We start from the raw sequence: 25428 nt of genomic DNA, 5'->3' as shown, positions 1-25428 counted from the left end.
TCGCAATGCTTGGGGAAAATCATGAGAAAATCGCTTCTAGCGACCAGCCTCTTATGCTTGGGCAGCATAATGATGGCAGGGGCGCCAGCTATCGCAGATCCGACCAGTCAGGAACTGCTGGACCGGATCGAGAAACTCGAACAACAAAATGCCGCGCTGATGAAAACCGTCAACGCGCTGATCGCCGAGAAAGATCTCGAGCGTCTGCCTGCCGACACGGCAGAAGACCCAACGGTCAAGAAAACCTCACAAGGGCTTGTCGGCACGAATTCAAGCTATGCTTACAAAGTGCTCGACCCGGCAGAAGACGTGAACCGCAAACTGCTGATCCAGCTCGAAACCCGCCAGAAAGGTGAGCTGGATACGCCGGTCACGCTCTCTGGTCAGGTCATTGCCATTGCCAATGCGCAATCAAGCAACCGGGATGACAAGTTCGGCTATCTGATGCGCAATCCGACATCCGCCAACCAGATTGGCGACTATGTCAGCGAGGCGCTGATCCACTCTGCTCAGCTTGCTGTAACCGCCAATATCAATGACTGGCTGACCGGTTATGTGGAGCTGCTTTATAACCCGGAACAGAATTTCGGATCGGGTACGATCACCGATCTCGACCGTAACAAGATTGTGGCGCGCCGCGCCTATCTTCTCGCAGGCGATCTTGACCGCTGGCCGGTCTATGCCGCGATCGGCAAGCTCGACACACCCTTCGGTCTGAACGATACCGTGTCACCGTTCACCAACTCAACGAACTGGCACTCGTTTGCCGGTCTCGCCTATGGTGCTCAGGTCGGGTATGTGAAAGACGGCCTTCTGCTACGCGCCATGGCCATTCAGGGCGGCGCACAGTTCCGCGCGGCCAACACGCCGGTCAAAGGCACGAATGTGCCGTCTCGGGTGAACAATTTCGCGGTCGACGCAAACTACACCTTCGAGTTCGGCGAAACGGACAGCCTGTTGTTCGGTGCCAGCTATGAGCATGGCAGCCCGTATTGTCAGAACTATCCGGTCTTCCACTTCAATCCATGTGACGAAAACAATCCCGCCTGGGCCACCTACGGACGCCTGAACTTTGGCGAGCTGGAACTCCTTGGCGAGTTTGCTCAGACAACCGAAGACTGGCCGGGGTCTGCGGTTCCGGACCCAACCAATCCGCTCAGCATTTATGATGCGCAGAAGACCCGCTCCTGGACACTCGGCGGCCGCTACGGTTTCGGTCCGCTGCTTGATGGCGGCGACCGCAATCAGTTCGTCTCGCTGGAGTTTTCCAAATTCCGCGCAGGCGATGACGGCGCCCCATGGGAACGCCAGGACCAGTTCGTTCTGGGTTATTCACGCTTCCTTGCTGAAAACCTCAACCTGTTTGCCGAATACATTCACGTGAACGGTTTTGCGCCTCTGAACTTTGTGAGCGGCGGAAACTTCCCGGATGGCAGCACATGGTCAGACAATGATGCCAAGACCGATGTGATCATGGTGGGTGCACAGACGGCCTTCTAGGCGCCGACAACACAGTCTTCCCAAAAGAGCGGCTCAGGCCGCTCTTTTTTTTGTGCCCGGGAAACCCCGAACATCTTTCAGGCATTTCCTACCCGGTAAGCGTCACCTCGACGAAAACATGACAAAATCCGACGCTCTGCGTTTTGCGTCCCGGCAAATCCGGGTGCTATAGCTGAGCGTGAGGAAAAGGGAGCGGCACATTGAGCGATTATATTCTGGTTATCGACGAAGGAACGACATCCACGCGAGCCATTGCCTTTGACAAATCGCTCAACCCGCAGGCCAGCGCGCAGGCCGAAATTCCGCTGACCTTTCCGAAGGATGGCTGGGTCGAGCAGGACCCGGAACAGATCTGGGAAAAAACCCTCGATGTCTGCAAACAGGTGATCAGTGCCAGTGGCGGGGTCGAGAAATTCTCCGGCATCGGCATTGCCAACCAACGTGAAACTACCCTGCTCTGGGACAAGGAAACAGGCAAAGCCTTCGGACCGGCCATTATCTGGCAGGACAGACGGACAGCGGCCCGGTGCGAAGTCCTGCGAAAGGAAGGCAAGGAGCGCGATGTTCAGGCGCTGTCTGGCCTGATCCTTGATCCGTACTTTTCCGCGACCAAAATTGGCTGGCTTCTGGAAAACGTGCCTGGCGCGAAAGAGGCCGCAGACGCTGGCAAGGCCGCGTTCGGAACGGTTGACAGCTTTCTGCTCTTTCGCCTCACCGGAGGCCGCGAACACGCGACCGACGTGACCAATGCGTCCCGGACCGCGATGATGGATCTGTCCACGCTCGCCTGGTCTGAACACTTATGCAAACTGTTTGATGTGCCCTGGTCTACGCTTCCGACCATTGCGCCAACCGGCAGCGAATACGGCGAGACAGATCAGGCACTCTTCGGCAAGTCCCTGCCCATTTCGTCCATGGTCGGCGATCAACAGGCGGCCCTGATCGGTCAGGCCTGCGTCCAGCCGGGCGAAGCCAAGATTACCTATGGCACCGGTGCGTTCCTGGTTGCGAATACCGGGCTCGATATTCCAAGTTCCAAGAACCGCTTGCTCGGCACCTGCGCCTATCAGGCCCAAAGCCGCACCCATTGGGGACTGGAGGGCTCGATCTTCAATGCGGGCACTGTGGTCAAATGGCTGCGCGATGAGCTCGGGCTGATCAGCGATGCAGCGGCCTCGGAAGCCATGGCCGCAGAACTTCCGGACAATGGCGGCGTTTATTTCGTCCCTGCCTTCACAGGCCTTGGCGCACCGCACTGGGCGCCGGATGCACGTGGCCAGATCACAGGGCTGAGCCGTGGCACACGCGCCGCACACATCGTCCGTGCAGGGCTCGAAGCGGCCGCCTATCAGACCTATGACCTGCTACAGGCCTTCGAAAGCGATGGCTGTAATGTCGGCATTCTGCGTGTCGATGGCGGTATGGCGGAAAATGACTGGCTGCTACAATTCCTCTCCGATATCACCGGCCTTGTCGTGGAACGCCCGCCCTATCCTGAAATGACAGCGCTTGGCGCAGCCGTGATTGCCGCTGGCGAACTTGGCTGGATGAGCCTTGATGACTGGCACGAGGCGCGCGCCATTGCGAAAGTCTATGAGCCAAAAATGGCGGCGAGCGAAAGAGAGCAGTTGATTGAAGGCTGGGAAACGGCTCTAGACTACGCCATCGGGAAATAGGCCAGACTCACATGGAAAAGCGCTTCAGCCTCACCGTCACACTGCTGACGTTGCTCGGGATTGTGCCGTTTATCGCGTCAGCGCTGGTCGCCAGCTATGAGCGCGAAGTCGCGACCTATCTCCTGCACCGCCCGTCGGACGCCGAACTGGTCGGACTTGTCGGACGCACCTCTCTGATCGCCTATGCTGGCAGCATTCTCAGCTTCATGGCCGGTGCACGCTGGGGCGGCGAGTTTGGTAAGTCTGGCGACCGGATCAATGCTGGCGTGATGGCGCTGGCCGTCATTCCATCCATCATTGCCTGGGTCATGCTGATTTTCGGCATGTTGCCGGGCACATGGGTTGCCGGAGCAATGCTCGTACTAAGTGGCTGCTTTCTCATGCTGCTGGCATGGGATTCCACCGCGCGATATCCGGCCTGGTATATGACGCTCCGCACGATCGCGACACTAAGCGCACTGACCTGCCTGATCGCCGTCGCCATGCAGATCCTGCCAGGCTGATCCGCGTTATCGCGTCACATGTGACACCCTGACAACGTCGAAACACGCAGTTTTGCGCTATATAGGGTGCCATGCAGGCGAACGACTTTCTTTTCGATGACTCTCCCGATCAGGCCAATTGGCTGAGCGAACAGATTTCCCTCATGGAAAACTGGCTGGCGGAGAAGCGTGCCGATCCACGGGTCGGAACGGACGAAATTGAAACGCTTCAACGCCATCTCAGCTGGCTTCAGGACCGACTTAAGGCCATCGCAGGGAACTGAGGCGCATTAAATAGGCCTTTCTTTAACGCTGGACCGATCTCCGAACCACCAGAGCGTTGCAGCCGTCGCAGCGAAGACAGCGGTTTCGACAATCCGGCCACGCATGCCACCATCGACGCCGAAGAAGACCAGACAGCACAACAGCCAGAGCAGAAATGTCAGACATGGCCGGGTCAGCGCACGCACGGCATTCACTCATTTATAGCTGTCAGGAATCGACGCCTCAGCATTCAGACTGGCAGCAAGCCCATCCCAGCTACCCTGTGCCTGTGTCAGCGCAATCTCCGCTTCGGTTTCCTCGCGCTTTGCATCCATCTGAAGGCGCAGAAGATCGGTTTCATGGCCCCAGCGTGCCATTTCGAATTTCTGTTCCTGGCGCTTTTCAAAATACCCGGCAATGCGGCCAAGGGCGGTGCCAATGACACCGAACAGACCACCACCCGCAGCGCTCGCAGCCATGCCGAACCATTCATTTTCCATGTCTTTGCTCCCGATCAGCTTTTCCAGAGGTTTCGGCTTTTCTGGCCGTAATACCATGTGGCCGGAATGCTCCGGCGATCCACATGCAGAAAGGTCTGCGCCAGCCCCAGGCCGTTGAAGCCAGCACTGCGCGCCGCGTTCAGAACCGCGTGGCGGTCGTGTCCCATCAGGGAAATGTCCGCCGCAATGGTCTTGTGTCTGGATCTCGGCGCACCATCGACCGCCGCATTCCACAAGGCGCATCGATGCCCGGAATTGATGACCAGCGGCCCCAGGACATTCCGCATGGCTTGCAGACGATCCAGAAAATCCGGATCGTGCCAGTATTCACCCTTGCAGAACCGTCCGCCGCATTTGCAGGCAAATTCATGCGCACGGAAATTCGGCCAGCGCGCCTTGTCCCAGCTCACCTGGCTTGCGCGTGCATATCGCATGCCCGCCCCCTTTTGCTTTGAGAAAATCAGGCGATCTGAGCGCCCCAGAAATAGTTCGTGTCGGCCTCGAGATACGCATCATCGCCGTCAAAGCGACCGACGCACGCGACCGTGTCACCTGCGCTGAGTTGCAACAGGCTGGTCATCGTCACCATTGGGGCAAATCGCTCGCGGCCTGCTGGCGGCAAGACCGCAAAGAAGAAGTCCGCGTCCCCTGCCACGTCAGCGGCGCCGCTATTGTCACCTGCCAGCAAATTGATGATGAAGCTGCTTGCGGTCTGGTTCTCGACGACCGGCTTGATGTCGCTATAGACACCGGCAACGCCTGTTACGGTCGCCAGCACGACATAATCCGCAGACGGCATGGCTGTGGCGAGTGTCACTGTATAGCGACCGGTCGAATTCCGCGTCACGCTTGCCCCCTGGGCGACGGCTGCGCCGGATGATCCGGTGACTTTGCCGGTCGCATGCGCGCTCATGGTTTCCGGCCAGGTGAAGCCGACACGCCGGTCATCGCTCGGGGCTGCACTGTTCACTGATAGCCCCAGGCAGAAATCGACAGGCGGGGCCGCATTCAGTTTCAGCCTGCCGCCACAGCCGAACAGATACACACCGTCATGCGGCGCTGTGAAAACACCGGCTGACACGGCACCCTGCGTATTGTGGCGGAAATTGTTGATGTCGACCGCGAACCACGCCCCCGCTGCATGATACTGATCGTAATTGCAGTAACCGCTGAACTTCGGATGCTGTTTCAGCGCCACAGCGCCCGTTGCTGGCCCCACTTGCAGCGCCTGTTTGAACGCGGATCCATCAGGAGAAACCTGTAGCGTCAGCTGGTCGTCATTCAGCAAGCCAAGCTCTGCACGTGTCGAATAACCTGTCTGCAACAACAGGGAGAGGACATCGCCGGACGCTTCCTTGTTCAGCTTGAAGCGCAAATCGCCCGATCCGCCTGATCCTGTTTCCAGCGCCGTAAACAGCGCAGCATTCAGCTTGGCCAGCAACGGATTGGACCCATCCGCTGTTGCACCAAGCCCCAGCCGCTCAAGGTTCTGCAAGGCGTCGGGTGTCACACCGCGCCATGCCTCGTCATGCTTCACGAGCAACAGGGCTTCATCTTCGATCCAGCAAACCCATCCCGTCTGCGGCGAAGAATACAGCCATCCCCCATCGACAAAGCATGAAAGCAGGCCTGACTTCCCGCTCCAGTCTCCGCTGGCACCCCCGGCAATCAGATACCGGTCGCCCTCTGACGGGCTCGCTGGCGGGGTCGTCACACTGCGCGAAACGACCGAGAGGAAAAGCAGACCGTCCAGAGCCTGCAGGCTTTCATTCAGGGTTACATGCTTCTGGGCCTGATTGGACAACAGGTAAGGCAAACCCAGATGATGGGTGAAATCTGATGCACTCATGAAAAATGCCGCTCCTTTGGATAGAAGCGGCATTATAGGAATATATTCATCAAGGTCGGATAAGTTCCGCCTCTTCGGCTAGTCCGCGGCTGCCGTCAGCGGATTTTGCCGAATAGAAGCGCTCAACATCTCAATCACTCTGGAATCCGAATGGATTGACGAGTGACACGCCGGTAAATTCAAAGTCTTTTGTATTTCTTGTCACGAGCAAGCCGTCCGTCAGTAGCGCAATAGAGGCGATCATCCTGTCAGCTTGACTTACATTCCGTCCTATTGATTTCAGACGTTGAGACATTTCTGCATAAATTTCGGCGGCGTTTTGATCAAACACCAGAATTGCTTCGAAGAAAGACCGGCGTAATTCATACAGCGCGAGTCTTAGCTGCTCTTTCCGCTGACCATCTGGCAGTCGGGCGATCCCCTCCAGAAGCTCGGCATATGTGATGGCTGTGATGGCGATTACGTCACGACGCTGGTGCGAAGCCCACTCGAAAACACCAGGGTCCGGCGACGACTTCATCAATTCGGATATGATATTGGTGTCGAGAATGATCACGCTTCGAAATCGACCGATGGTCGCGCCGATTCGCGTTTCTCTATGTCGAGGTCATCGGCAAAACCGGCTTCCTCGAACACTTTACGCATGACGATGAGAGCGTCCTCAACCCGTCTTGGGCGCTTGTTCACGGATTCCAGGAGGATCGATCTCGCTTCGGCTTCCATGGACCGACCATGCCTTGCCGCTTGCTCCCGCAACCGGTCACGAACCTCGTCGTCTAAGTTTCGAATTGTTAAAGTCGCCAAGCTGCACTCCACATTTTGACAGCATAATGCAATCAATGCTGTCAAAATGCAAGCAAGTAGCGAAGGCAGCCCTTATCAGACCGTCGCCGTCAGCGCTTTAAAATCAAACGCCTCACCACGGGAAACCGCCGCAATCGCAGCCTTGTACTCACGCTCAAAGCGATCGACGAGTTCAGACACCGGACCACGCTTTTTGATCGCGCCAATCCCCTGGCCGCAGCCCCAGATATCCTTCCACGCCTTGGCTTCCTGATTGCCGCCAGAGCCGAAATTCATCTTGGATGGATCGCTTTCCGGCAGATTGTTCGGGTCGAGCCCCGCCTTCGCGATGGATGGTGCGAGATAATTGCCATGCACACCGGTGAACAGGTTGGAATAGATGATGTCCTTGCTGTCGCACTCGACGATCATGTCCTTATAACCTTCCGTCGCAACGGCCTCGTCGCAGGAAATAAAGGCGGATCCGATATAGGCAAAGTCAGCGCCCATGCATTGCGCCGCCGCAATGGCACCGCCATTGCCGATTGCGCCGGAAAGCGCCAGCGGCCCGTCCCAGAACTCACGAATGTCCTGAATCAGTGCCATGGGTGAGCGCGTACCGGCATGACCACCTGCGCCCGAAGCAACCGCGATCAGACCGTCAGCACCCTTTTCGAGCGCCTTGCGCGCAAAGATCGTATCGATCACGTCGTGCATGACGATACCGCCATAGGAATGGATGGCATCATTCACAAACTGCTGTGCGCCCAGCGACGTAATCACCATTGGCACTTTGTATTTCACGCACATTTCGAGGTCATGCTCGAGGCGATTATTCGTCTTGTGGACGATCTGATTCACAGCGAAAGGCGCCGCCGGACGATCAGGATTGGATTTATTATAACTGTCGAGTTCAGACGTAATCTGGTCCAGCCACTCATCCAGCAGACTTTCCGGGCGCGCATTCAGCGACGGAAACGAACCGACGATCCCAGCCTTACATTGCGCGATCACCAGATCCGGCTGTGAAATGATAAACAGCGGCGATCCAATCACCGGCAGACGCAGATTCTTCAGAACTGCAGGTACAGTCATAAGCTTTCCTCCCAAAAGGCATTGCGTGGGAAGATAGCCTGCCCAGACGCCACGACAAGTCTGACCCTGCGTCAGTTGTATATGCAATTCAAGACGTGAATTCTGATAGCGGACAATTTTGACGAGGCTGCCGACTGAGCCTGTTCGAAAGGTTGACGAACCTCCCCGCCTTTCTAAAACAAGCCGGGCTGATATCGGGGAGTGCACAGATGATTTGGATGGGCAGGATTCAGGAAGCACCTGAATGGACGGCATCTTTGCCGACCTGGGCACAGGATGCTTACGCCTATATGGTCGATATCTGGTTCAAGGGTGTGTTTGATCTCACATATGGCCAGATCTTTCTGGCCCTCGGCATTATGCTCGCGGCACTCATGTTGCGTGGCCTGTTCGCCCGGTTTGTTGTCCGCGCCATTACGCGCGCCGCTGCCGGCACCCGGACCAATCTCGATGATGCGCTGGTCTCCACCATTTCCGAGCCTCTGAAAATCGTGCCGATCATTGTCGGCATCTACATTTCCACTCAGGTCATCCAGCTTGCAGAAACACCGCAGCATATCGCAGATCAGATCTTGCGCTCCCTCGTCGCGGTCTCGATTTTCTGGACACTGAACCGGGCTGTTGGCGCATTCTCCTTCCTGTTTACGGGCCTGCGCGAAACCCTCTCCGGCGCCATTGTCGACTGGATGGTCAAAACTCTTCAGGTGCTGTTCCTCATCATCGGCGCCGCCGCTGTTCTGGATATCTGGGGCTTCTCCATCGGCCCAATCATTGCCGGTCTCGGCGTGTTCGGCATTGCGGTCGGCCTTGGCGCGCAGGATCTGTTCAAGAATCTGATCGCCGGCATGCTCATACTGACCGAGAAGCGCTTCCTGCCAGGCGAATGGATCGCCATTGACGGCGTCTGCGAAGGCACAGTCGAAAAGATCAATTTCCGCTCAACGCTCATCCGCCGCTTCGACAAAAGCCCGATGTATGTGCCGAACTCCAAGCTTTCGGACAATGCCGTGACCAACTTCTCGCGCATGACCCATCGCCGGATCAAATGGGCTGTCGGCGTGGAATACCGGACAACCGTCGACCAGTTGAAATACATCCGTGATGAGATCGAAGCTTATCTCTGGGCCAATCCGGCTTTCGCCAAGCCGCCGGCCGCCAGCCTGTTCGTGCGCGTCGATAATTTCAACGCAAGTTCAATCGATTTCCTGATCTATACGTTCACCAACACCACCAATTGGGGTGAATGGCTCGCACTGAAAGAAGAATTCGCCCTGGAAATCATGGACATTATCGAAAAGGCAGGCACCGGCTTCGCCTTCCCGAGCCGCACCGTCTATATGCAGCAGCAGGACCCGCCGGAAATCATGTCACCGCCAGAGCTTTCAGATCGTGTCGAACGCGCACGCGTCGAAAAGCTCGCTCATGAACAGGCAAACGGCCTGAGTGACGGCGAAGAATAAAAACTGTCTGAGAGAAGAAGCCGCAGATTAAGCGGCTTCGCTTGCGTTCGCACGCACTTTCCAGAAGCGCAGCGCACGGCGCGCAGCGTCTGCCGGAACATCCTTGTAGATGCCCGCATAGCGCTTCACCTGACTGACCGCATCCGACACGCCAGCGATATAGGCAGCCGTCGTTGCGAACAGCGGCAGCGGCGCATCCATGGCTTTCATCGTCATGGCAAGGCTGTCGACATCGCGGTCGCGATAGATCTTCATTGCGTTTTCATGGCCGATGCCACTCATGCGGCTGAGCACTTCAGCAAACGCATGCGGGCTGTTTTCCTGAAGATATTTCAGCAGATATTCCAGCTTCAGAGGGCCGCGCTGTTCCATGCGGTTTACTTCTTCAACCGCAGCCTTGCGCTCGCGCGACGTCTTTCCGAAGGATTGCTTCACAACACGACGGCTCTTGGCCAGCGCGGCTTCAAGTTCCTGTTCGCTGACATTCTCAAAGCGTTTGAGAATTTCGCTGCGCAGGTCTTTCTGAACCACTGTGACAAGCTCGTTGAGCAGATCGAGCGGCACTTCATCGCGATTGACGAAGCTCTTCTGGATCGTCGCGCTCTTAACCGCGCGGTCCGTCACCTTCTCCATCGACTCACGGTCGATGATCGCACCGGAGTTCTCCAGAAGTGAGGCGACAACCGCATCGGTACCACGATCAACGATCGCACCCGAAACGCGCTCACTCACCGTCTCACGACGTGTGACGGCCAGCATGTGTTCCTGTGTTTTGTTCGCGATGACTTCGACAAGATCGTCTTCCGTCAGCGCTTTCGATCGCTCGAGGATGGGACGGGCGACTTCAATGTCGTCATCCATCGCAAAGCGTTTCAATGTGTTGGTGATGGGCGCACCGGTATCTGCGAGCTTATCGGACAGCTCCGCACGAACCGCGCTTTCCATATCTTTCACGACGGCAGAGATCACGTCATCAAACAGCATGCACTCTGTTTCTGAACGATCACATGGATCGCCAAGGAACATATCCGTCACAGAGCGCAGCAACTCCCGGCGTTTTTCGCTGGAAGTTTCAGTCGCGAGGTCTTTCAAACGGGCAAAAGTAGAGACTGCGTTTTGATCGTTCATGGCCATCACAATTGTTTTTTATGTCTGGCCCTGAGGTTGTCATACAGCGGTTAACAAAGCTTAGGTTTAAGGAAGCCATTTTTACGCATTCAACGCCTTAAGGACGAAAATAGCGCGAATTTTCCGGCGTGTTTGTGGATTATTTCAAACACGGTTAACGGCGAAGAAAGGAACTTCGAAGCTGGTCCGCTATCCCTGAAGCGCTTCTTTCTTCTCTTCGAGTTCCAGCCATTCCATCTCGGCTTCCTCAAGCGCCTCACGTTTTGCTTCCAGCTCGCCGCTCGCCTTGTGGAAGCGGTCCGCATCCCGTGTGAACAGCTCCGGGTCAGCCATTTCGGCCTCCAGCGCCTCAATCTGGCCCTGCAGTTTCGGCATCAGCTTGTCGAGTTCTTCCAGGCGATGCTTGTCCTTGAATGACAGCTTGTTCTGCGCCTTGCCGCCGGAAGGCTTGTCCGATTTCGCCGACGATTTCGAACCACCGGATTTACCGCTCGTGCTCGCGCCGCGGATTTCCTTCAGCTGACGTACAGCGTCTTCATACCCGCCCGGCGTCTCCAGCCATTTGCCATCACCCACCGGCGACAGACAGGATGTCACCACACCGTCCAGGAAGGCCCGGTCGTGGCTGACAAGGATCAACGTGCCATCATACTCGGCCAGCATGTCTTCCAGGAGCTCCAGCGTCTCCATATCGAGATCGTTTGTCGGCTCGTCCAGCACCAGAAGGTTGGAGGGTTTGGCGAGCGCGATGGCCAGCAGCAGGCGGTTACGCTCCCCGCCGGACAAGGCAGACACCGGCTGGCGCAATTGTTCGGATTTGAACAGAAAGTCCTGCGCATAAGAGGCAACATGGCGCGGCACACCGCGCACAACGATCTGATCACCGCCCTCCGGCGCCAGAGCCTGCCAGAGCGTATCTTTCGGATCGAGCTTGGCACGTGACTGGTCCAGATAGGCAATCTCGAGATTGGTGCCGAGCTTCACCGAGCCGGTATCTGGCTCCAGCTCCCCGAGCAAAAGCTTGATCAGGGTGGATTTGCCGGCGCCGTTCGGACCGATAATGCCCAGACGATCGCCACGCTGGATGCGAATGGAAAGATCCTGAACGACGGGCAGATCACCTGCCGGAGTGCTGAACGTCTTGGAAATCCCCCGCGCTTCGATGACACGCTTGCCAGAGCCCTCAGCTGTTTCCAGCGTCATGTCAGAGGTCGCCCGGATTTCATTGAGGCTGGTCTTGCGGGACTGGCGTTCTGCGCGCATGTCCATGACCTTCCGCAAACGCCCCATATTGCGCTTGCGCCGCGCGGTAACGCCGCGCTCCATCCAGCGCTGCTCGGCTTTGAGCTGCGTGTTCAGACGCTCCAGCGCCTTCTCTTCTTCGGCTTCGACCTCATTGGCCCAGTCATCAAAGAATTTATAGCCGCGCGAATAGCGCCGAACCTGTCCCTGACGAAGCCAGAAACAGCTCGTGGAAATCGCTTCGAGGAACCGCCGGTCGTGGCTCACCATCAAAAGCGCGCCGCGATAGCTCGCCAGACGCCCTTCGAGTTGCTCAATCGCCGGAATATCAAGGTGGTTGGTCGGCTCGTCGAGCAGTAGAATATCGGGATCAGCCGCGAAAGCGCGTGCCAGGGCCGCACGGCGCTTCTGCCCGCCTGAGAGCTTTGCCGGGTCGGCTTCCGGGTCCAGACCCAGCGCCATCAGCTCTGCTTCTGCCAGATGGCGATCATCCGCGGAAATGGCCGGAAGGTCTGCCACCGCAAAATCGGCGAGCGTCTTGTATCCTGAAAGGTCCGGCTCCTGACGCAGATAAATGGCGCGCGTGCCGGGCTGGCGCCAGACTTCGCCCTCATCGGCTTCGATCTCTCCGGCAATGACCTTCATCAGGGTGGATTTACCCGCGCCATTGCGACCAACCAGAACGGCGCGTTCGGTCGGCCCAAGCGCAAGCGTCACGCCCTGGAAAATGGGTTTGCCGCCAAAGGTCAGGCGGACGTCGGAAAGTGTCAGAACAGGAGGTTGAGCCATGGCGCGTATGTCGGCGGGATCACAGCGTTTGGCAAGAGCCATCTTGTATGATGGCCTCAGGGAAATGAAGGCGCCCCCGACTGCACCAGAGGCGCAGCCGGGAGACATATAACGCCTAGTAGTTCAGATTAACCGAGAGCCACAGACGGCGCGGCTCCTGATTGATCGCATACTCGTTGGAATAAGCGAGCGATCCACGGCTTTCATACGGCATGTACTGAATGAAATCCTCGTCAAACAGGTTATCAATGGTCGCGTTAAACGTGACATTGTCATTGAGTTTCCAGCCGCCACCGAGATTGAACAGAACATAGCTCGAATAGTCACCGAGTTGTTCCTGTGCTTCACCAGCGCCGCGATAGCGCTCAGAGGCATATTCGCCTCGGATCCACAGATTGATGTCGGACGTCACATCCCAGTTCACACGCGAATTCAGCTGATGCTCTGGCACATTCACCAGAGGCTCGCCCTCGCTCGGACCGCTTTTCTGTTCGCTGTCCTGATAGGTGTAGTTCACCGACACGGTCACCCTGTCGAACGCCTTACGCAGTGAGGCCTCAATACCGCGCGTTTCCGCCTCATCGACATTGATAGACTGCGAATAGGTGGCCGGACGCGGCCAGTAGCCATAATCGACACAGGAGTCAGATGGCTCAAGCGCAGCATACTCTTCTTCCGTCAGACCATAGGAACAGTTGATCAGCTCCGGACCGTTCGCAATCTTGTCCTCAAAGACGTTCTGGAAAACGGTGATATTGCCGGTCAGGCCATTGCCGACATCAAAATAGGCACCGGCTTCATAGGTCGTGCTGGTTTCCGGTTGCAGTGTCGGCGTACCGAGCACCGGAATAGTCCCCTGCCCACGGAAGCCGATAATACCGGATGCAATCTGTTCCAGACGCGGTGTCTTGAAACCACGGCTGACGCCGCCTTTGAGCGTCAGATACTCATTCGCCGTCCAGACGAGATAGGCGCGCGGCGACAATTGCTCGCCGAACGTGCTGTGATTGTCATAGCGAACGCCGAGGGTCAGGGCGAGATCATCAATAATCTGCCACTGGCTCTCTGCAAACAGCGCCCATTGTTCATGAGTGAACTCATCCACCGCGACACCATCGGTCATTTCCGCGTCCCAGAACTGGCCACCGAGCGTGAAGGTGTGCGCACCAATCGTCCGATAGAAACGCGCATTATAGATGGTGTTGGTTGCTTCCAGATCGCGCGGATCACCTGCGAGACGATCTGTGCCTTCGACATCAGATGGCAGGACACGGCCAATGGTTTCTGTCGCGTTGCGCGTAATGTCGGCATCCACGACGCCGCCCAGCACATCGCCGGTATAGGCCAGCACGAATTGCTCGCGGTTAAACTCGAGCTCATCCGCATAGCCGCGTGTTCCGAGTGTACCGAGTTGACCTTCAGAATTGTCGAAGGCCTGCTTGTTCACATCCACATCGAACCAGATGCGGTGATCATCATTCGGCGTGTAGGTCAGACGACCGCCCGCAGACCAGATTGTCCCCTCGACAGGCGAAGGCCCACGCTTGGACACTTCAATCGGGTCGCCATTGGCATCGGTAAAGATCAGATCCGAGGCTTCACGCTCATAATAACGGCCGCGCACTGCAAATGAGAGCTGCTCCGACACAATCGGGCCATCGGCATAAAGCGTGGTGTTGTAGCTATTGCCGAAAGCGTCATCGCCCTGAAGCGTCGTGTCAAAGCCGAGATCGATGCCGAAATCCTCATCCGGCGTACGGGTGATGATGTTGATGACGCCGCCCATCGCGTCAGACCCGTAAAGGGTCGACATCGGTCCACGCACCACTTCGATACGCTCCGTCGCAGAAACCGGCGGAATAAAGTTCGAAGACGTGTCACCAAATCCGTTCGGCGTCACATTACCTGCTGCATTCTGGCGACGACCATCGACCAGAACGAGCGTGTAGTCACTCGGCATGCCGCGAATGGCGATGCTCTGCCCCCCGGTTTTGCCAACGCCATTCCCCACGTCAACGCCCGGAACATTGCGCAGCGCCTCCGCGAGGCTGTTCACACGTTGCTGTTCCAGTTCTTCAGCAGGCAGAAGCGTGATGCTTGCCGGCGCATCAACGATGTTCTGCTGATATCCCGCCGCCGTCACGACGATATTGTCGAGCTTGCGTTCCTTCTCGGAAGACGACTGTTCAACAGCTGCTGGTTCTTCTGCATAAGCTGTTGCGCCTGACAGAAGTACGATCCCGAGCGCGAGAGAACTCACGCCGCCCGTCATTGCAAATTTCATGTCCGCCCCATTTGCGAATTGTTCTCAATCTCGAAACGGGTGACTAATGTTACTGCAAACTATTTGCAACAGTAAACTGAAGGAAATGTGTCGGTTTTCGTAACTTTCCACAATCTGAGACCGAAAACGCTGCGTCAGCCAGTTTGGTCAAAACGACTGATCGAACACTCAACAATCAATCTTTTCTGATTTTCAGCCCTTCTTCGCAGAAACGTCCCCACAGAGGCATCATCAGACGCGATTTTCGCAAAATGCTTGCCGAAAGCGATCAATATCGCAGGCCGAGTTCTTGCGATGGCTGAACTTGGCTGTTAGGGCAAAGTCAGGCTTTGTGATGCGAATGACCGCAACGGCCTGATCATCCGAAAGAAAGAAGGACCTATGCCTCACTATCGTTCCCGTACTTCGACTCATGGCCGCAATATGGCTGGCGCACGCGGACTATGGCGCGCCACTGGCATGAAAGATGGTGATTTCGGCAAACCGATTATCGCGGTGGTGAACTCTTTCACGCAATTCGTGCCAGGCCATGTACACCTGAAAGATCTGGGACAAATGGTTGCCCGTGAGATCGAGGCGGCTGGCGGCGTTGCCAAGGAGTTCAACACCATTGCGGTGGATGACGGCATCGCGATGGGCCATGACGGCATGCTCTATTCCCTGCCCTCTCGCGAACTGATCGCAGACAGTGTGGAATATATGGTCAATGCGCACTGCGCCGATGCCATGGTCTGCATCTCCAATTGCGACAAGATCACCCCGGGCATGCTGATGGCCTCCATGCGCCTCAATATTCCGACCGTTTTCGTCTCCGGCGGCCCGATGGAAGCCGGCAAGGTGACCTGGGAAGGCGAGGAAATGGCACTCGACCTGGTCGATGCCATGGTTGCTGCTGCCGATGAGAATGTCAGCGACGAGAAACTTGCGTCGATCGAGCGCTCCGCTTGTCCGACCTGCGGCTCCTGCTCCGGCATGTTCACGGCCAACTCCATGAACTGCCTGACCGAAGCGCTGGGCCTTTCTCTGCCAGGCAATGGCTCTACCCTCGCCACGCACGCAGACCGCAAACGCCTCTTCCTGGAAGCAGGCCGTCTGATCGTCGACAATGCCAAGCGCTATTACGAACAGGATGATGAAAGCGTTCTGCCGCGCTCAATCGCCAGCTTTGATGCTTTCGAGAATGCCATGAGCCTCGACATTGCCATGGGTGGCTCCACCAACACCGTACTTCACCTGCTCGCAGCAGCTGTCGAAGGCGAAGTTGATTTCGGCATGTCGGATATCGACCGCCTCTCGCGCCGCGTCCCATGTCTTTGCAAAGTCGCACCTGCCAAGCAGGACGTGCATATGGAAGACGTTCACCGCGCCGGCGGCATCATGGCCATTCTCGGTGAGCTGGATCGCGCAGGTCTGCTGCACCGCAATCTGCCAACAGTTCACGCACCGACCATTGGTGATGCAATCGACCAGTGGGACATCGCCATCTCCAAGTCTGAAACGGCAAAGCAACTCTTCAGCGCAGCGCCGGGCGGCGTGCCAACCCAGACTGCTTTCAGTCAGGACCGTCGCTGGCCGAGCCTCGATACCGACCGCGAGCATGGTGTCATCCGAAGCAAGGAACACGCCTTCAGCCAGGATGGCGGCCTCGCCGTCCTGTATGGCAATATCGCCCTTGATGGCTGCATCGTGAAAACCGCTGGCGTGGACGAAAGCATTCTCACCTTTACCGGAACGGCAAAGGTCTATGAGAGCCAGGACGATGCCGTCTCCGCCATTCTGACCGGCAAGGTCGAGGCTGGTGATGTCGTCGTGATCCGCTATGAAGGCCCGCGCGGCGGTCCGGGCATGCAGGAAATGCTCTACCCGACCAGCTATCTGAAATCGAAAGGTCTCGGCAAAGCCTGCGCGCTCATCACAGATGGTCGTTTCTCCGGCGGCACATCCGGTCTCTCCATCGGTCACGCATCCCCGGAAGCAGCGGAAGGCGGCGCCATTGCGCTCATCCGTGATGGCGACACGATTGATATCGATATTCCGGGCCGGGGTATCTCTCTGCGCATTTCCGATGAAGAGCTGGCCAATCGCCGCCAGCAGGAAGAGATCCGCGCTGACAAGGCTTATACGCCGCTCAATCGCGAGCGTTACGTTTCCAAGGCGCTTCAGGCCTATGCCGCCTTCACCACATCGGCTTCAAAAGGTGCCGTTCGTGACGTGACCGGCAATAAATAAGCCGCACACGCAAAGTAAAAAACAAAAAAAGCCGGGCTGATGCCCGGCTTTTCTTTTGGAATTTTTGGGAAAATCCAAAGTCGTCAGGTGACACGATGAAGTCTTATCGACTTCGAAACCGCCGGGTGGGGGAAGGAGGGAGGGAAGCGGAAATCGCATCACCTGACTTTGGGTGGGTATCATCGAGAGATCAGCGAGGGGGGGGATGGGTGCTTCACTCTCGAGAACAATTCACCTCTAAACCGAATCGCAGTCGCGATGCAATACAGAATTTCAGAAATGTACGAAATGTCGCACTTGTTTAGAAAAACAGGAAAATATCGAAGTAACGATATAGTTACTCTATAGTTAAAAGTAAAACACTGTCAATTTTTTGATCGCACAATGCTTTATGAGACGCATTCGCGTGACAGAAAGTCTTGTTTCTATTCTTGAAGGGAAAAATGGTCGGAGTGGAGAGATTCGAACTCCCGACCCTCTGGTCCCAAACCAGATGCGCTACCAGACTGCGCTACACTCCGACGGGAGGCTGGTTAGTACGGATTTTTGAGCAGGAATCAACCCCAAAAATGCAAGTTGAGCCGAGCTGACTGAAAAGCCTGTTGAGAGCTGGGGGGCGCTCACTTCGTTCACTTTGCAAGCAGCCCCCCTCAAAACGCCTAGACGCCCTCGTTATCCTCGAGCGGCTCTACGTCATTATCGGCAGTCGGCGGCTGCACCACTTCGAGCTTGAATTTCTTGGACAAGTCAAATTCCCCATCCGAAGCCGCCTGAAATGCAATATCCATTTTGCCTTCCACATAAAGCTTGAGCGCTTCATAGGTCAGGTTCAGTGGCGTCACATTCACCTTCGCAGACATCTGGCCCAGATTAATCGTTCTGAGTGTCCGCAGGCCCTGCCAGTTCTCACCATCCGGGGTTCGCGGAGCATCCTTTGAGGTTGCCCACCCCAGTTGAAGTTCAGCGAGACCGAAGGCGAATTCAAAGTCGTCAGTTAGCACACCCTCCAGCGGACCATTATAAATCAGCCCCAAAACCCGCTCATGGACACTCTCTGGCGCACCCTCATATGGAGAAAACGGGATTGGCGTCACGAGACTGGAAGGCTCCCGCGCCATCAGGATGTTGAAGTAACGCTGCTCACGCGCTGTGGACCAGCGTCGCTCCAGTCGATTGTCACCATCCTGATCTTCATAGCAGTAGAATGCCTGCTGGCTGACACCGCAGTACAAATTCCCCTTCCCGGTTTCGACAACAGCGAGCTTCACGTCGTTGACCGTAACATGCGTGGCCAGCACCTGAGCATTCCAGGTAAAGAAAATCTCGCCCTGCTCAACCGACATTTCCTGAGGCTCTGTCGTTTCAGGTGTCAGGCTATATCCAAAAATCAAAGGTCTCGACTGATCTTCGGGTGGAACCGATGCACAGGCAGCCACACTAAGAAAAGTCACAAGTAAAAGAATATGACGCATGTAATTGCTCTTTAAAGTCCGTGTATCAGTAATAAACCATTCGCGTGGTCACGACGCGCGTTGCCTGCAAGCGGACAAAGCGGGACGGAAAGCCGGAGACGATCTCGACGTCGATTGTCTTGGCATCCGCATCATGGGATTTCAGCTTGAGCTTCACACCGCCGAGATCAACCTCTGCTGGTTCATCACCCTCTGCGGGTACGGAAACCATCTCAGTTCCGACCGATTTATCAGTCACGAAAGTCGTGAAGGCGATTTCGTTGCTTCTGGAGTAATACCTCCACTTGATGGCAACCGGCATACGAAGCCCTTCGCGGGGATCAACCCGCTCATAACCAGGTGTACCCGAGAGACTTTTTTCCCTCAGGCTGATCGCAATGATCGCACCATCAGACATAGCGTCTCCAGCGCCCCACGCTGTTTCAAAACGGCCATCTCCATCGGCGTCATGCAGACAATCGACGGATTGAGGCCGGGACGCTTCGGTCAGAAGGCTGAAGCCCATGGTCATCAGACCATCTGAAACCACACGGGTCGCGCGACTTTCAGCGTTCAGGTCGGATAGAGCACAATACGTCCAGACGGAGTCTTCATACCGGCCGAAAAGGATGTCACCCTTTTTCAAATCGACGCCTGCACCGACAACACCCACCGTGGCATCATCGGTCAGGCGAACAGCACGCGGAGAAATCGCTCCCGTCGTCAGCACCGGCTCGTCTTTACTGACCGTAACGCTTTCGCCATCAAGTTCGCTATTCGGCAAAATGATTATCGGAACCGGAACACTCGTAGAGTTTTGCCCTATTTGAGCCTGCGCCTGACAACCAAAGAGCACGCCGGCTATTACCAGTGCAAATCGCAACACATTCACCCCCATTCGTCCCAAAGTTGAGAACCAATGCTTAGGCTAGAATGATCCGTCGCAGACACGCAAGCAATTGCTCACATTTTTTCCGCCAGGGTTAGCTCTCTCCTTCCCGTGGGCGGCGACATCCGTGGCGCTTGCGAACAGAACTGGACGGCGTCGAGACCAGGTCGGGCTGGAAAGGCGGCTTGCAGGCCCAGGTCACAACGGTGCTGAACGCCTCTCCCATGGCACGCTTGTCGTCAAGATAGGTTGTCACGCCCTCACCTGGCTTCAGACGCTTGCTGCGACACACATCCTGTTCACGTCCCTCCTTCGAGATCAGGCAGTATCGGAAATTGATGTCTTCATCACAGGCATTGTTGAAGAAGGCTCCGTCAGCCGGAGCACCGCGACACTCGAAGACCTGCGCATGGCGGTGCGGCATGGTCAGACGCGTAAGATAATGGCTGCCAACACTAATACCGATGAACACCAACAGGCCCAGAAGCATCGGCCGCTGCCGCAATGATTTTCGAGGCTTGTCCGCGCTATCGTTCATCTCGCCTTCCCCCAGATTGGCTAACATCGCCAGCTTAGCGAGCCCTAACGCCATCCGCCTACCAAATTCAGGGGATGGCCATAAAAAAAGCCCGCCGGTTAAGGCGGGCTTTCTGAATATCTGCGGCTGGCGCTTACTTCGCAGCCATCGCTTTTTCGAAATTGTCACCAACCTTGTTGATGAACTCTTCCGTTGTCAGCCAGCCCTGATCCGGACCGATGAGCAGAGCGAGGTCTTTCGTCATGTCGCCAGCTTCGACCGTCTTGACGATCGTATCTTCCAGCAGCTCAGCGAATTCCTGAACTTCCGGTGTACCGTCCATGCGGCCACGGTGACCAATGCCGCGCGTCCATGCAAACATGGAAGCGATGGAGTTGGTCGACGTTGCTTCGCCTTTCTGGTGGTTACGGTAGTGACGTGTCACGGTGCCGTGCGCGGCTTCCGCTTCAACGGTCTGGCCATCCGGAGTCATCAGAACAGACGTCATCAGACCGAGTGAACCATAACCCTGAGCAACCGTGTCAGACTGCACGTCGCCGTCATAGTTCTTACAAGCCCAGACATAACCGCCAGACCATTTCATGGCCGCTGCGACCATGTCGTCGATCAGACGGTGCTCATAGGTGCCACCGAACTCTTTGAACTTGTCTTCGAATTCGTTCTCATAGACTTCCTGGAAGATGTCTTTGAAGCGACCATCATACTTTTTCATGATGGTGTTTTTCGTCGACATGTAGACCGGCCATTTGCGCTGCAGGCCGTAGTTGAAGCTCGCACGCGCGAAGTCGCGGATCGAGTCATCAAGGTTGTACATACCCATGGCGACACCGGAAGACGGGAAGTCAAAGATGTCATAAGTTTCAGCCGGGCCACCATCTTCCGGTTGGAAGGTCATGGTCAGCTTGCCTGGGCCAGGGATCAGCATGTCGGTTGCGCGGTACTGGTCGCCAAATGCGTGACGGCCGATCACAACTGGCTGGGTCCAGCCTGGAACCAGACGTGGCACGTTGGAGATCACGATTGGCTCACGGAAAACAACGCCGCCGAGAATGTTACGGATCGTGCCGTTTGGCGAACGCCACATTTTCTTCAGACCGAATTCTTCAACGCGGCCTTCGTCTGGCGTGATCGTCGCACATTTAACAGCAACGCCGTATTTCTTGGTGGCCTCAGCAGCGTCAACCGTGATCTGGTCATCGGTTTCATCGCGCTTCTGGATTGAGAGGTCGTAATATTTCAGGTCGACATCAAGATAAGGATGGATAAGGCGGTCTTTGATCATCTGCCAGATGATGCGGGTCATCTCATCGCCGTCCATTTCGACGATCGGATTTTTAACCTTGATCTTAGCCATGTGCATACGTCCTTTGTCAGCTGGAGTTGAGCTGCCTATAGCAGGTGATTGTATCGCGTCAAAAGGGATTAATTCGCTTATCGTCTAGGATATTAGGCTGAAAGACGTGCTTTTGCAGGATTTGGGATAGCTGCCCCGGTGATAACCTGCGAGAGAAAGCGACCCGTCACAAATCAAGCCGCCTGAATGAGCCCTGAAGAAACACCCCGATCCGTATGCTGAAATACCGCTCCGATATCGATGGTCTGCGCACCATCGCCGTGGCAACGGTCGTTGCTTACCATGCGGGCCTGCCGTTTTTCGGCGGCGGCTATGTCGGCGTCGATATTTTCTTCGTCATTTCAGGCTTTCTGATCACTGGCGTGATTACGCAAAGCCTGGAAGCGCATGGCTTCCGATTTACAGATTTTGCGGCGCGGCGCATTCGTCGGCTCCTGCCTGCGCTGGTGCCCGTGCTGCTGGTCGCGACGCTGATCGCCTATGTCCGGCTCTTGCCGGAAGATTTTGACCTCTTCACACGAAGCCTGATTGGCGCAGCCACCTATACGAGTAACTTCGTCTTTCTGGCGCAGAGTGATTACTTCGTCGAAGCCGCTGACATCAAACCGCTGCTTCACACCTGGTCGCTCGCCGTTGAAGAGCAATTCTATCTGGTCGCGCCGGTCGTTTTCTTCCTGCTCTGGAAAGTGGGCAGAAAACGACTGATGCTGCCCATCACGCTGTTACTCCTGATCGCGTCGCTCGTGAGCGCTGAACTGGTGTTACGAAGCGGCGCTGTCGCACAGGCTTTTTACAATCCCTTGCTCCGCTCATGGGAGCTCCTCGCCGGGGCCGCACTCAGCCTTTCCGCCCTTCGCTTGCCCGCCGGATGGCCAAGCGCCCTCGCGCGCCTCGCAGGCCTGATCCTCATCAGTTTCTGCACGGTGTTTTATACATCACAAACCCCCTTCCCGGGCCTGACAGCACTTCCAATCTTTGTGGGCACCTGCCTGTTGCTCGTTGCGTCCGGCGCGAAAAGCGATCCTGTCGGCAGACTTCTGGAATTCTCACCAGTCACTTATCTCGGCCGCCTCAGCTATGCGATTTATCTCTGGCACTGGCCTTTGCTCGTCCTCGCCAGACTGACCGCGCCGCATGACTGGCGAGCCACCACAGCGGCCATCCTCTTCAGTATCGCCCTGTCAGCGCTGAGCTATCACCTTCTTGAAAAGCCAATCCGTTTTGGTCGCATATTAAAGTCACCGGCACGCGCCTTCGTATTTCTGGCCGCTTTTTCCGTGCTGGGTCTGGCCGTGTCCTTTGGCGCATCAAACCTTTACTCAGCCGGAATAGGTCGATCGGGCGCAGATGACATGACAACCATGCTGTCTCGCAGTCGGAATGAACTCGCATGGTTCAGCCTGAATTGTCAGAAGCGCCTGCCCGGTCAGGAAAATAATTTCTCGATCTGTCTCGATCGGCCCGATCAGGACGCGCCAACTCTGCTCATCCTTGGTGACAGCCATGGGGAACATTTGATCCCAGGCGTGAAAGCCCGCTGGCAGGACGCGAATATCCTCACCATCACCGACGGCGGATGCAAAATTCTGCTCGCCTTTCAAAATCGCAAGCCTGAGTGTGACGCCATCCGCGACGCCGCCTTCGACAGCGATATCTGGCAGGATATAGATCACGCCATCATCGCCTTGCGCTGGAATGCGGACTTCTTTGAGAACGCGATTGAAACCGCCCGTTGGATGCATGAGCTGGGCATCACGGTCTGGCTGGTCACGCCCATGCCAGAATACAGTCCCGGTATCAGCACACTATACGCCTCAGCAACGGATGCTTCGCTGGAAACACTAACCAGCCTCTCGAATGAAAATCTGAAAGCCTGGCCCTTTGATGTCCGGCAACAGCTTCTGGAACGGCTGGGGACAGAGGCATTCATTCGCGTGATCGATCCGGTGGACCTGCGATGCGATACGAAGGCATCCTGCCAACTGTTTACGCCGGAGGGCGCTCCAATGACCTTTGATGAGAGCCATCTCACCATTGAAGGCTCCACATGGCTTGTTAAGCAGTTTCCCGATATTCTGGCCGCAGACTAAGCCCGGCACCTGCTCTGGAACCAGACGCCCCGGCAACGCGTTGATCGCCGTTAATTCATGCCAGAAACCGAAAGCACCCGAATATGCAAATCTTCACATGCCCTGTCTGTGAACAAGCTGTCTTTTTCAGCAATCTGCGATGCGGGTGCGGCAGCGAGGTCGTGTTCGACCCGGCCCATCAGCGCTTCACGCAGGATGCGCCCCATTGCGCCAATCGCAGCGAGATTGACTGCAACTGGCAGGCTGAACATGACGACGGCTTATGCCGGTCCTGTCACATGACAAAAGTCATCCCCGACACATTCCACGACACCAATATTGAACTCTGGAAGACCTCGGAAAAAGCCAAGCGATGGGTGCTGGCAAATCTGTCCCGCTGGGGCTGGTTTACGGCGAACGACCCGAATGAAATGCCGCGCTTTCACATGCTGGCAGAGGAAACCGAAGCCGGCCCCGCCAAGGTCATTATGGGCCATGACAACGGCCTCATCACCATCAATGTCGCAGAAGCAGACCCGGCAGAGCGCGCCAAGCGCCGCGAGGATCTCTCTGAACGCCTGCGGACCATGACTGCGCATTTCCGGCATGAAATCGCGCACTTCCTGTTTGTGCGCCTGAGTCATGATGCACAATTCCTGTCAGACTTCCGCGAGCTGTTTGGTGATGAACGCACAGACTATGGCGCAGCGATTTCGTCTTATTATGAAAAAGGCGCTCCGGAAGGTTATGGCGTCAACCACATCACCCGCTATGCCACCAGCCACCCGCATGAAGACTGGGCCGAAACAACGGCGCATGTCATGCATCTGACAGACATTCTGGACAGTGCCTCCGCCGTCAAGCTGCAGGCCGATGATGTGCCCGACCTTGGATATGATGCTTACAGGGAAACCGACAGCAAGGCGGTTATCCATCAGGCGCTGGAACTGAGTATCGCACTGAACCACATGAACCGGTCCATGGGCCTTCAGGATATCTATCCGTTTGTGGTGTCGCCCAATGTTCGAAAGAAAATGCGCTTTGCGCACAAATGGCTTTTCTCCGGCGCTTCGGTTCCGAGCAGCGGTGAGCTCGAGAACGCGGACTGATCCGCGATGGGCTTTTTTAAAAGCCCAGCCAGCTTCCAAGTGGAGAAAACACGACCAGAACGCCAATCGCGATCGCCGAAAGCGCGTAAGCGAGCAGCATCAGTGCACCATCGCGCGCGAGCAGCGCCACACCGACCATGCAGATGGCTGTGCCCGGAATCGCAACGGCAAACGGCACCAGCTCAAGCGGGATCATCGCAAGCGCCATCACAGACACCAGAATGGCTGCCACATATTTGGCAGGCCCGCTGGTTGCCCATTCCAGTCTTTCCGTGATCAGCTGATCAATAAACTTCAGGACGCCTTTGGACTTTTCATTTGCCGTCTCGATCTTGTCTTTCTTGATCGACAGTTTCTCGATGAAATCCGGCAACCAGATATGCTCGGCGCCAAAGATCATCTGCAGGGAGAACAGCAGAATAACCACGCCAACGGCTGCCGGAAGCCCTGGAATACCGCCCAGCGGTGGCACCACGGTCAACAGACCAAGCAAAAGGAAAATCGGGCCGAAAGAGCGGTGCGAATAAAGGTCCAGCAGATCACCCACAGACACCTTCTCGCCCTCTGCCTCTTCTGCAGCGGTCTCAAGAACATGTTCGAGTGGTTGTGTGTCAGCCATGCGTATCCGCGCTCCCTTGCCTGCCAGTTTGAACGCCATCTGAGCGCCAGGGTTCCAAACTGGCCCGATCTGCTGCGCGTGGTTGAAAGCTGCTCCATTCTGCGCTCTCTTGCCCGCG

General features: G+C 56.3%; 24 protein-coding genes and 1 tRNA gene. 8 read left to right on the top strand and 17 right to left on the bottom strand.

Annotation, left to right across the window (positions count from 1 at the left end):
• The first annotated feature begins 21 nt into the window (after positions 1–21).
• The 4 genes from ACFQDM_RS00495 to ACFQDM_RS00480 all read left to right on the top strand — a co-directional run bounded on the left by ACFQDM_RS00495 (position 22) and on the right by ACFQDM_RS00480 (position 3942).
• On the top strand, positions 22–1500 hold the full coding sequence (locus tag ACFQDM_RS00495) for a hypothetical protein (protein ID WP_377374035.1): 1479 nt from the start codon (positions 22–24) through the stop codon (positions 1498–1500).
• A 200-nt stretch (positions 1501–1700) separates the two neighbouring features.
• A complete protein-coding gene (gene glpK, locus ACFQDM_RS00490; protein WP_377374032.1) occupies positions 1701–3176 on the top strand; it encodes a glycerol kinase GlpK in 1476 nt (491 codons plus the stop codon).
• Positions 3177–3187: 11 nt separating this feature from the next.
• Complete coding sequence (locus tag ACFQDM_RS00485; protein WP_377374031.1) at positions 3188–3679, top strand: DUF3429 domain-containing protein; 492 nt, start codon at positions 3188–3190, stop codon at positions 3677–3679.
• A 71-nt stretch (positions 3680–3750) separates the two neighbouring features.
• Positions 3751–3942: a hypothetical protein gene (locus ACFQDM_RS00480; protein WP_377374028.1), complete on the top strand. Its 192-nt coding sequence runs from the start codon at positions 3751–3753 to the stop codon at positions 3940–3942.
• Between the two features lie 6 nt (positions 3943–3948).
• Here the strand turns inward: ACFQDM_RS00480 and ACFQDM_RS00475 are convergent, their stop codons facing one another.
• The 7 genes from ACFQDM_RS00475 to ACFQDM_RS00445 all read right to left on the bottom strand — a co-directional run bounded on the left by ACFQDM_RS00475 (position 3949) and on the right by ACFQDM_RS00445 (position 8149).
• Entirely contained in the window at positions 3949–4128 is a 180-nt protein-coding gene (locus tag ACFQDM_RS00475; RefSeq protein WP_377374025.1) for a hypothetical protein, read from the bottom strand.
• Positions 4129–4137: 9 nt separating this feature from the next.
• On the bottom strand, positions 4138–4422 hold the full coding sequence (locus ACFQDM_RS00470; protein WP_377374022.1) for a hypothetical protein: 285 nt from the start codon (positions 4420–4422) through the stop codon (positions 4138–4140).
• Between the two features lie 14 nt (positions 4423–4436).
• The gene (locus ACFQDM_RS00465) at positions 4437–4856 is read right to left on the bottom strand and encodes a D-Ala-D-Ala carboxypeptidase family metallohydrolase (protein WP_377374019.1); all 420 of its coding nucleotides are present in this window, start codon (positions 4854–4856) and stop codon (positions 4437–4439) included.
• Positions 4857–4882: 26 nt separating this feature from the next.
• A complete protein-coding gene (locus ACFQDM_RS00460; RefSeq protein WP_377374017.1) occupies positions 4883–6271 on the bottom strand; it encodes a DUF2793 domain-containing protein in 1389 nt (462 codons plus the stop codon).
• A gap of 130 nt (positions 6272–6401) precedes the next feature.
• Complete coding sequence (locus tag ACFQDM_RS00455; protein ID WP_377374014.1) at positions 6402–6827, bottom strand: type II toxin-antitoxin system VapC family toxin; 426 nt, start codon at positions 6825–6827, stop codon at positions 6402–6404.
• Positions 6824–7075: a FitA-like ribbon-helix-helix domain-containing protein gene (locus ACFQDM_RS00450; protein WP_377374011.1), complete on the bottom strand. Its 252-nt coding sequence runs from the start codon at positions 7073–7075 to the stop codon at positions 6824–6826. Before ACFQDM_RS00450 ends, ACFQDM_RS00455 begins: the two co-directional genes overlap by 4 nt.
• A gap of 75 nt (positions 7076–7150) precedes the next feature.
• Positions 7151–8149 carry an NAD(P)H-dependent flavin oxidoreductase gene (locus tag ACFQDM_RS00445; protein WP_377374009.1) on the bottom strand — a complete coding sequence of 333 codons (999 nt, stop codon included), beginning with the start codon at positions 8147–8149 and terminating at the stop codon, positions 7151–7153.
• A gap of 209 nt (positions 8150–8358) precedes the next feature.
• Between ACFQDM_RS00445 and ACFQDM_RS00440 the strand changes: the two genes are divergently transcribed.
• Positions 8359–9609 carry a mechanosensitive ion channel family protein gene (locus ACFQDM_RS00440; RefSeq protein ID WP_377374007.1) on the top strand — a complete coding sequence of 417 codons (1251 nt, stop codon included), beginning with the start codon at positions 8359–8361 and terminating at the stop codon, positions 9607–9609.
• Between the two features lie 27 nt (positions 9610–9636).
• Here the strand turns inward: ACFQDM_RS00440 and ACFQDM_RS00435 are convergent, their stop codons facing one another.
• The 3 genes from ACFQDM_RS00435 to ACFQDM_RS00425 all read right to left on the bottom strand — a co-directional run bounded on the left by ACFQDM_RS00435 (position 9637) and on the right by ACFQDM_RS00425 (position 15052).
• Positions 9637–10737, bottom strand: a complete 1101-nt coding sequence (locus ACFQDM_RS00435) for a DUF2336 domain-containing protein (protein ID WP_377374005.1) — start codon at positions 10735–10737, stop codon at positions 9637–9639.
• 189 nt (positions 10738–10926) lie between these two features.
• Positions 10927–12777, bottom strand: a complete 1851-nt coding sequence (locus ACFQDM_RS00430) for an ABC-F family ATP-binding cassette domain-containing protein (protein ID WP_377374249.1) — start codon at positions 12775–12777, stop codon at positions 10927–10929.
• A 106-nt stretch (positions 12778–12883) separates the two neighbouring features.
• Positions 12884–15052 carry a TonB-dependent receptor domain-containing protein gene (locus ACFQDM_RS00425; RefSeq protein ID WP_377374002.1) on the bottom strand — a complete coding sequence of 723 codons (2169 nt, stop codon included), beginning with the start codon at positions 15050–15052 and terminating at the stop codon, positions 12884–12886.
• A gap of 381 nt (positions 15053–15433) precedes the next feature.
• On the opposite strand from ACFQDM_RS00425, the gene ilvD reads away from it, so the two are divergent.
• The gene (gene ilvD / locus ACFQDM_RS00420) at positions 15434–17281 is read left to right on the top strand and encodes a dihydroxy-acid dehydratase (protein ID WP_377373999.1); all 1848 of its coding nucleotides are present in this window, start codon (positions 15434–15436) and stop codon (positions 17279–17281) included.
• A 444-nt stretch (positions 17282–17725) separates the two neighbouring features.
• Here ilvD and ACFQDM_RS00415 read toward each other — a convergent pair.
• The 5 genes from ACFQDM_RS00415 to ACFQDM_RS00395 form a co-directional block, all read right to left on the bottom strand.
• A tRNA-Pro gene (locus ACFQDM_RS00415) sits at positions 17726–17802 on the bottom strand.
• 138 nt (positions 17803–17940) lie between these two features.
• A complete protein-coding gene (locus ACFQDM_RS00410) occupies positions 17941–18753 on the bottom strand; it encodes a hypothetical protein (protein WP_377373998.1) in 813 nt (270 codons plus the stop codon).
• A gap of 25 nt (positions 18754–18778) precedes the next feature.
• The gene (locus ACFQDM_RS00405; protein ID WP_377373995.1) at positions 18779–19516 is read right to left on the bottom strand and encodes a hypothetical protein; all 738 of its coding nucleotides are present in this window, start codon (positions 19514–19516) and stop codon (positions 18779–18781) included.
• Positions 19517–19715: 199 nt separating this feature from the next.
• Complete coding sequence (locus ACFQDM_RS00400) at positions 19716–20159, bottom strand: hypothetical protein (RefSeq protein ID WP_377373992.1); 444 nt, start codon at positions 20157–20159, stop codon at positions 19716–19718.
• Between the two features lie 133 nt (positions 20160–20292).
• Positions 20293–21513 (bottom strand): NADP-dependent isocitrate dehydrogenase, encoded by a 1221-nt coding sequence (locus tag ACFQDM_RS00395; RefSeq protein WP_377373989.1) that lies wholly within the window; start codon positions 21511–21513, stop codon positions 20293–20295.
• A gap of 215 nt (positions 21514–21728) precedes the next feature.
• Between ACFQDM_RS00395 and ACFQDM_RS00390 the strand changes: the two genes are divergently transcribed.
• A complete protein-coding gene (locus tag ACFQDM_RS00390) occupies positions 21729–23603 on the top strand; it encodes an acyltransferase family protein (protein WP_377373986.1) in 1875 nt (624 codons plus the stop codon).
• A 50-nt stretch (positions 23604–23653) separates the two neighbouring features.
• On the opposite strand, the gene ACFQDM_RS00385 is transcribed toward ACFQDM_RS00390, so the two are convergent.
• Positions 23654–23854 (bottom strand): hypothetical protein, encoded by a 201-nt coding sequence (locus ACFQDM_RS00385; protein WP_377373985.1) that lies wholly within the window; start codon positions 23852–23854, stop codon positions 23654–23656.
• 27 nt (positions 23855–23881) lie between these two features.
• On the opposite strand from ACFQDM_RS00385, the gene ACFQDM_RS00380 reads away from it, so the two are divergent.
• Positions 23882–24691 (top strand): putative zinc-binding metallopeptidase, encoded by an 810-nt coding sequence (locus tag ACFQDM_RS00380; protein WP_377373982.1) that lies wholly within the window; start codon positions 23882–23884, stop codon positions 24689–24691.
• 16 nt (positions 24692–24707) lie between these two features.
• Here ACFQDM_RS00380 and ACFQDM_RS00375 read toward each other — a convergent pair whose 3' ends face one another.
• Positions 24708–25310 carry an exopolysaccharide biosynthesis protein gene (locus ACFQDM_RS00375; RefSeq protein WP_377373979.1) on the bottom strand — a complete coding sequence of 201 codons (603 nt, stop codon included), beginning with the start codon at positions 25308–25310 and terminating at the stop codon, positions 24708–24710.
• Positions 25311–25428 lie beyond the last annotated feature (118 nt).

This window comes from Ponticaulis profundi, from assembly GCF_042659465.1.
GTDB lineage: Bacteria > Pseudomonadota > Alphaproteobacteria > Caulobacterales > Hyphomonadaceae > Ponticaulis > Ponticaulis profundi.
The sequence above is the reverse complement of the archived record's forward strand: the minus strand, read 5'-3'. Positions and strand labels throughout refer to the sequence as shown.

Coding starts and splice junctions, on each gene's coding strand:
- ACFQDM_RS00470 (WP_377374022.1), bottom strand. CDS start 4,422: ATGGAAAATGAATGGTTCGGCATGGCTGCGAGCGCTGCGGGTGGTGGT.
- ACFQDM_RS00390 (WP_377373986.1), top strand. CDS start 21,729: ATGCTGAAATACCGCTCCGATATCGATGGTCTGCGCACCATCGCCGTG.
- ACFQDM_RS00460 (WP_377374017.1), bottom strand. CDS start 6,271: ATGAGTGCATCAGATTTCACCCATCATCTGGGTTTGCCTTACCTGTTG.
- ACFQDM_RS00380 (WP_377373982.1), top strand. CDS start 23,882: ATGACAAAAGTCATCCCCGACACATTCCACGACACCAATATTGAACTC.
- ACFQDM_RS00445 (WP_377374009.1), bottom strand. CDS start 8,149: ATGACTGTACCTGCAGTTCTGAAGAATCTGCGTCTGCCGGTGATTGGA.
- ACFQDM_RS00440 (WP_377374007.1), top strand. CDS start 8,359: ATGATTTGGATGGGCAGGATTCAGGAAGCACCTGAATGGACGGCATCT.
- ilvD (WP_377373999.1), top strand. CDS start 15,434: ATGCCTCACTATCGTTCCCGTACTTCGACTCATGGCCGCAATATGGCT.
- ACFQDM_RS00410 (WP_377373998.1), bottom strand. CDS start 18,753: ATGCGTCATATTCTTTTACTTGTGACTTTTCTTAGTGTGGCTGCCTGT.
- ACFQDM_RS00435 (WP_377374005.1), bottom strand. CDS start 10,737: ATGAACGATCAAAACGCAGTCTCTACTTTTGCCCGTTTGAAAGACCTC.
- ACFQDM_RS00480 (WP_377374028.1), top strand. CDS start 3,751: ATGCAGGCGAACGACTTTCTTTTCGATGACTCTCCCGATCAGGCCAAT.
- ACFQDM_RS00495 (WP_377374035.1), top strand. CDS start 22: ATGAGAAAATCGCTTCTAGCGACCAGCCTCTTATGCTTGGGCAGCATA.
- ACFQDM_RS00395 (WP_377373989.1), bottom strand. CDS start 21,513: ATGGCTAAGATCAAGGTTAAAAATCCGATCGTCGAAATGGACGGCGAT.
- ACFQDM_RS00425 (WP_377374002.1), bottom strand. CDS start 15,052: ATGAAATTTGCAATGACGGGCGGCGTGAGTTCTCTCGCGCTCGGGATC.
- ACFQDM_RS00375 (WP_377373979.1), bottom strand. CDS start 25,310: ATGGCTGACACACAACCACTCGAACATGTTCTTGAGACCGCTGCAGAA.
- ACFQDM_RS00400 (WP_377373992.1), bottom strand. CDS start 20,159: ATGAACGATAGCGCGGACAAGCCTCGAAAATCATTGCGGCAGCGGCCG.
- ACFQDM_RS00385 (WP_377373985.1), bottom strand. CDS start 23,854: ATGTTCAGCCTGCCAGTTGCAGTCAATCTCGCTGCGATTGGCGCAATG.
- ACFQDM_RS00465 (WP_377374019.1), bottom strand. CDS start 4,856: ATGCGATATGCACGCGCAAGCCAGGTGAGCTGGGACAAGGCGCGCTGG.
- ACFQDM_RS00485 (WP_377374031.1), top strand. CDS start 3,188: ATGGAAAAGCGCTTCAGCCTCACCGTCACACTGCTGACGTTGCTCGGG.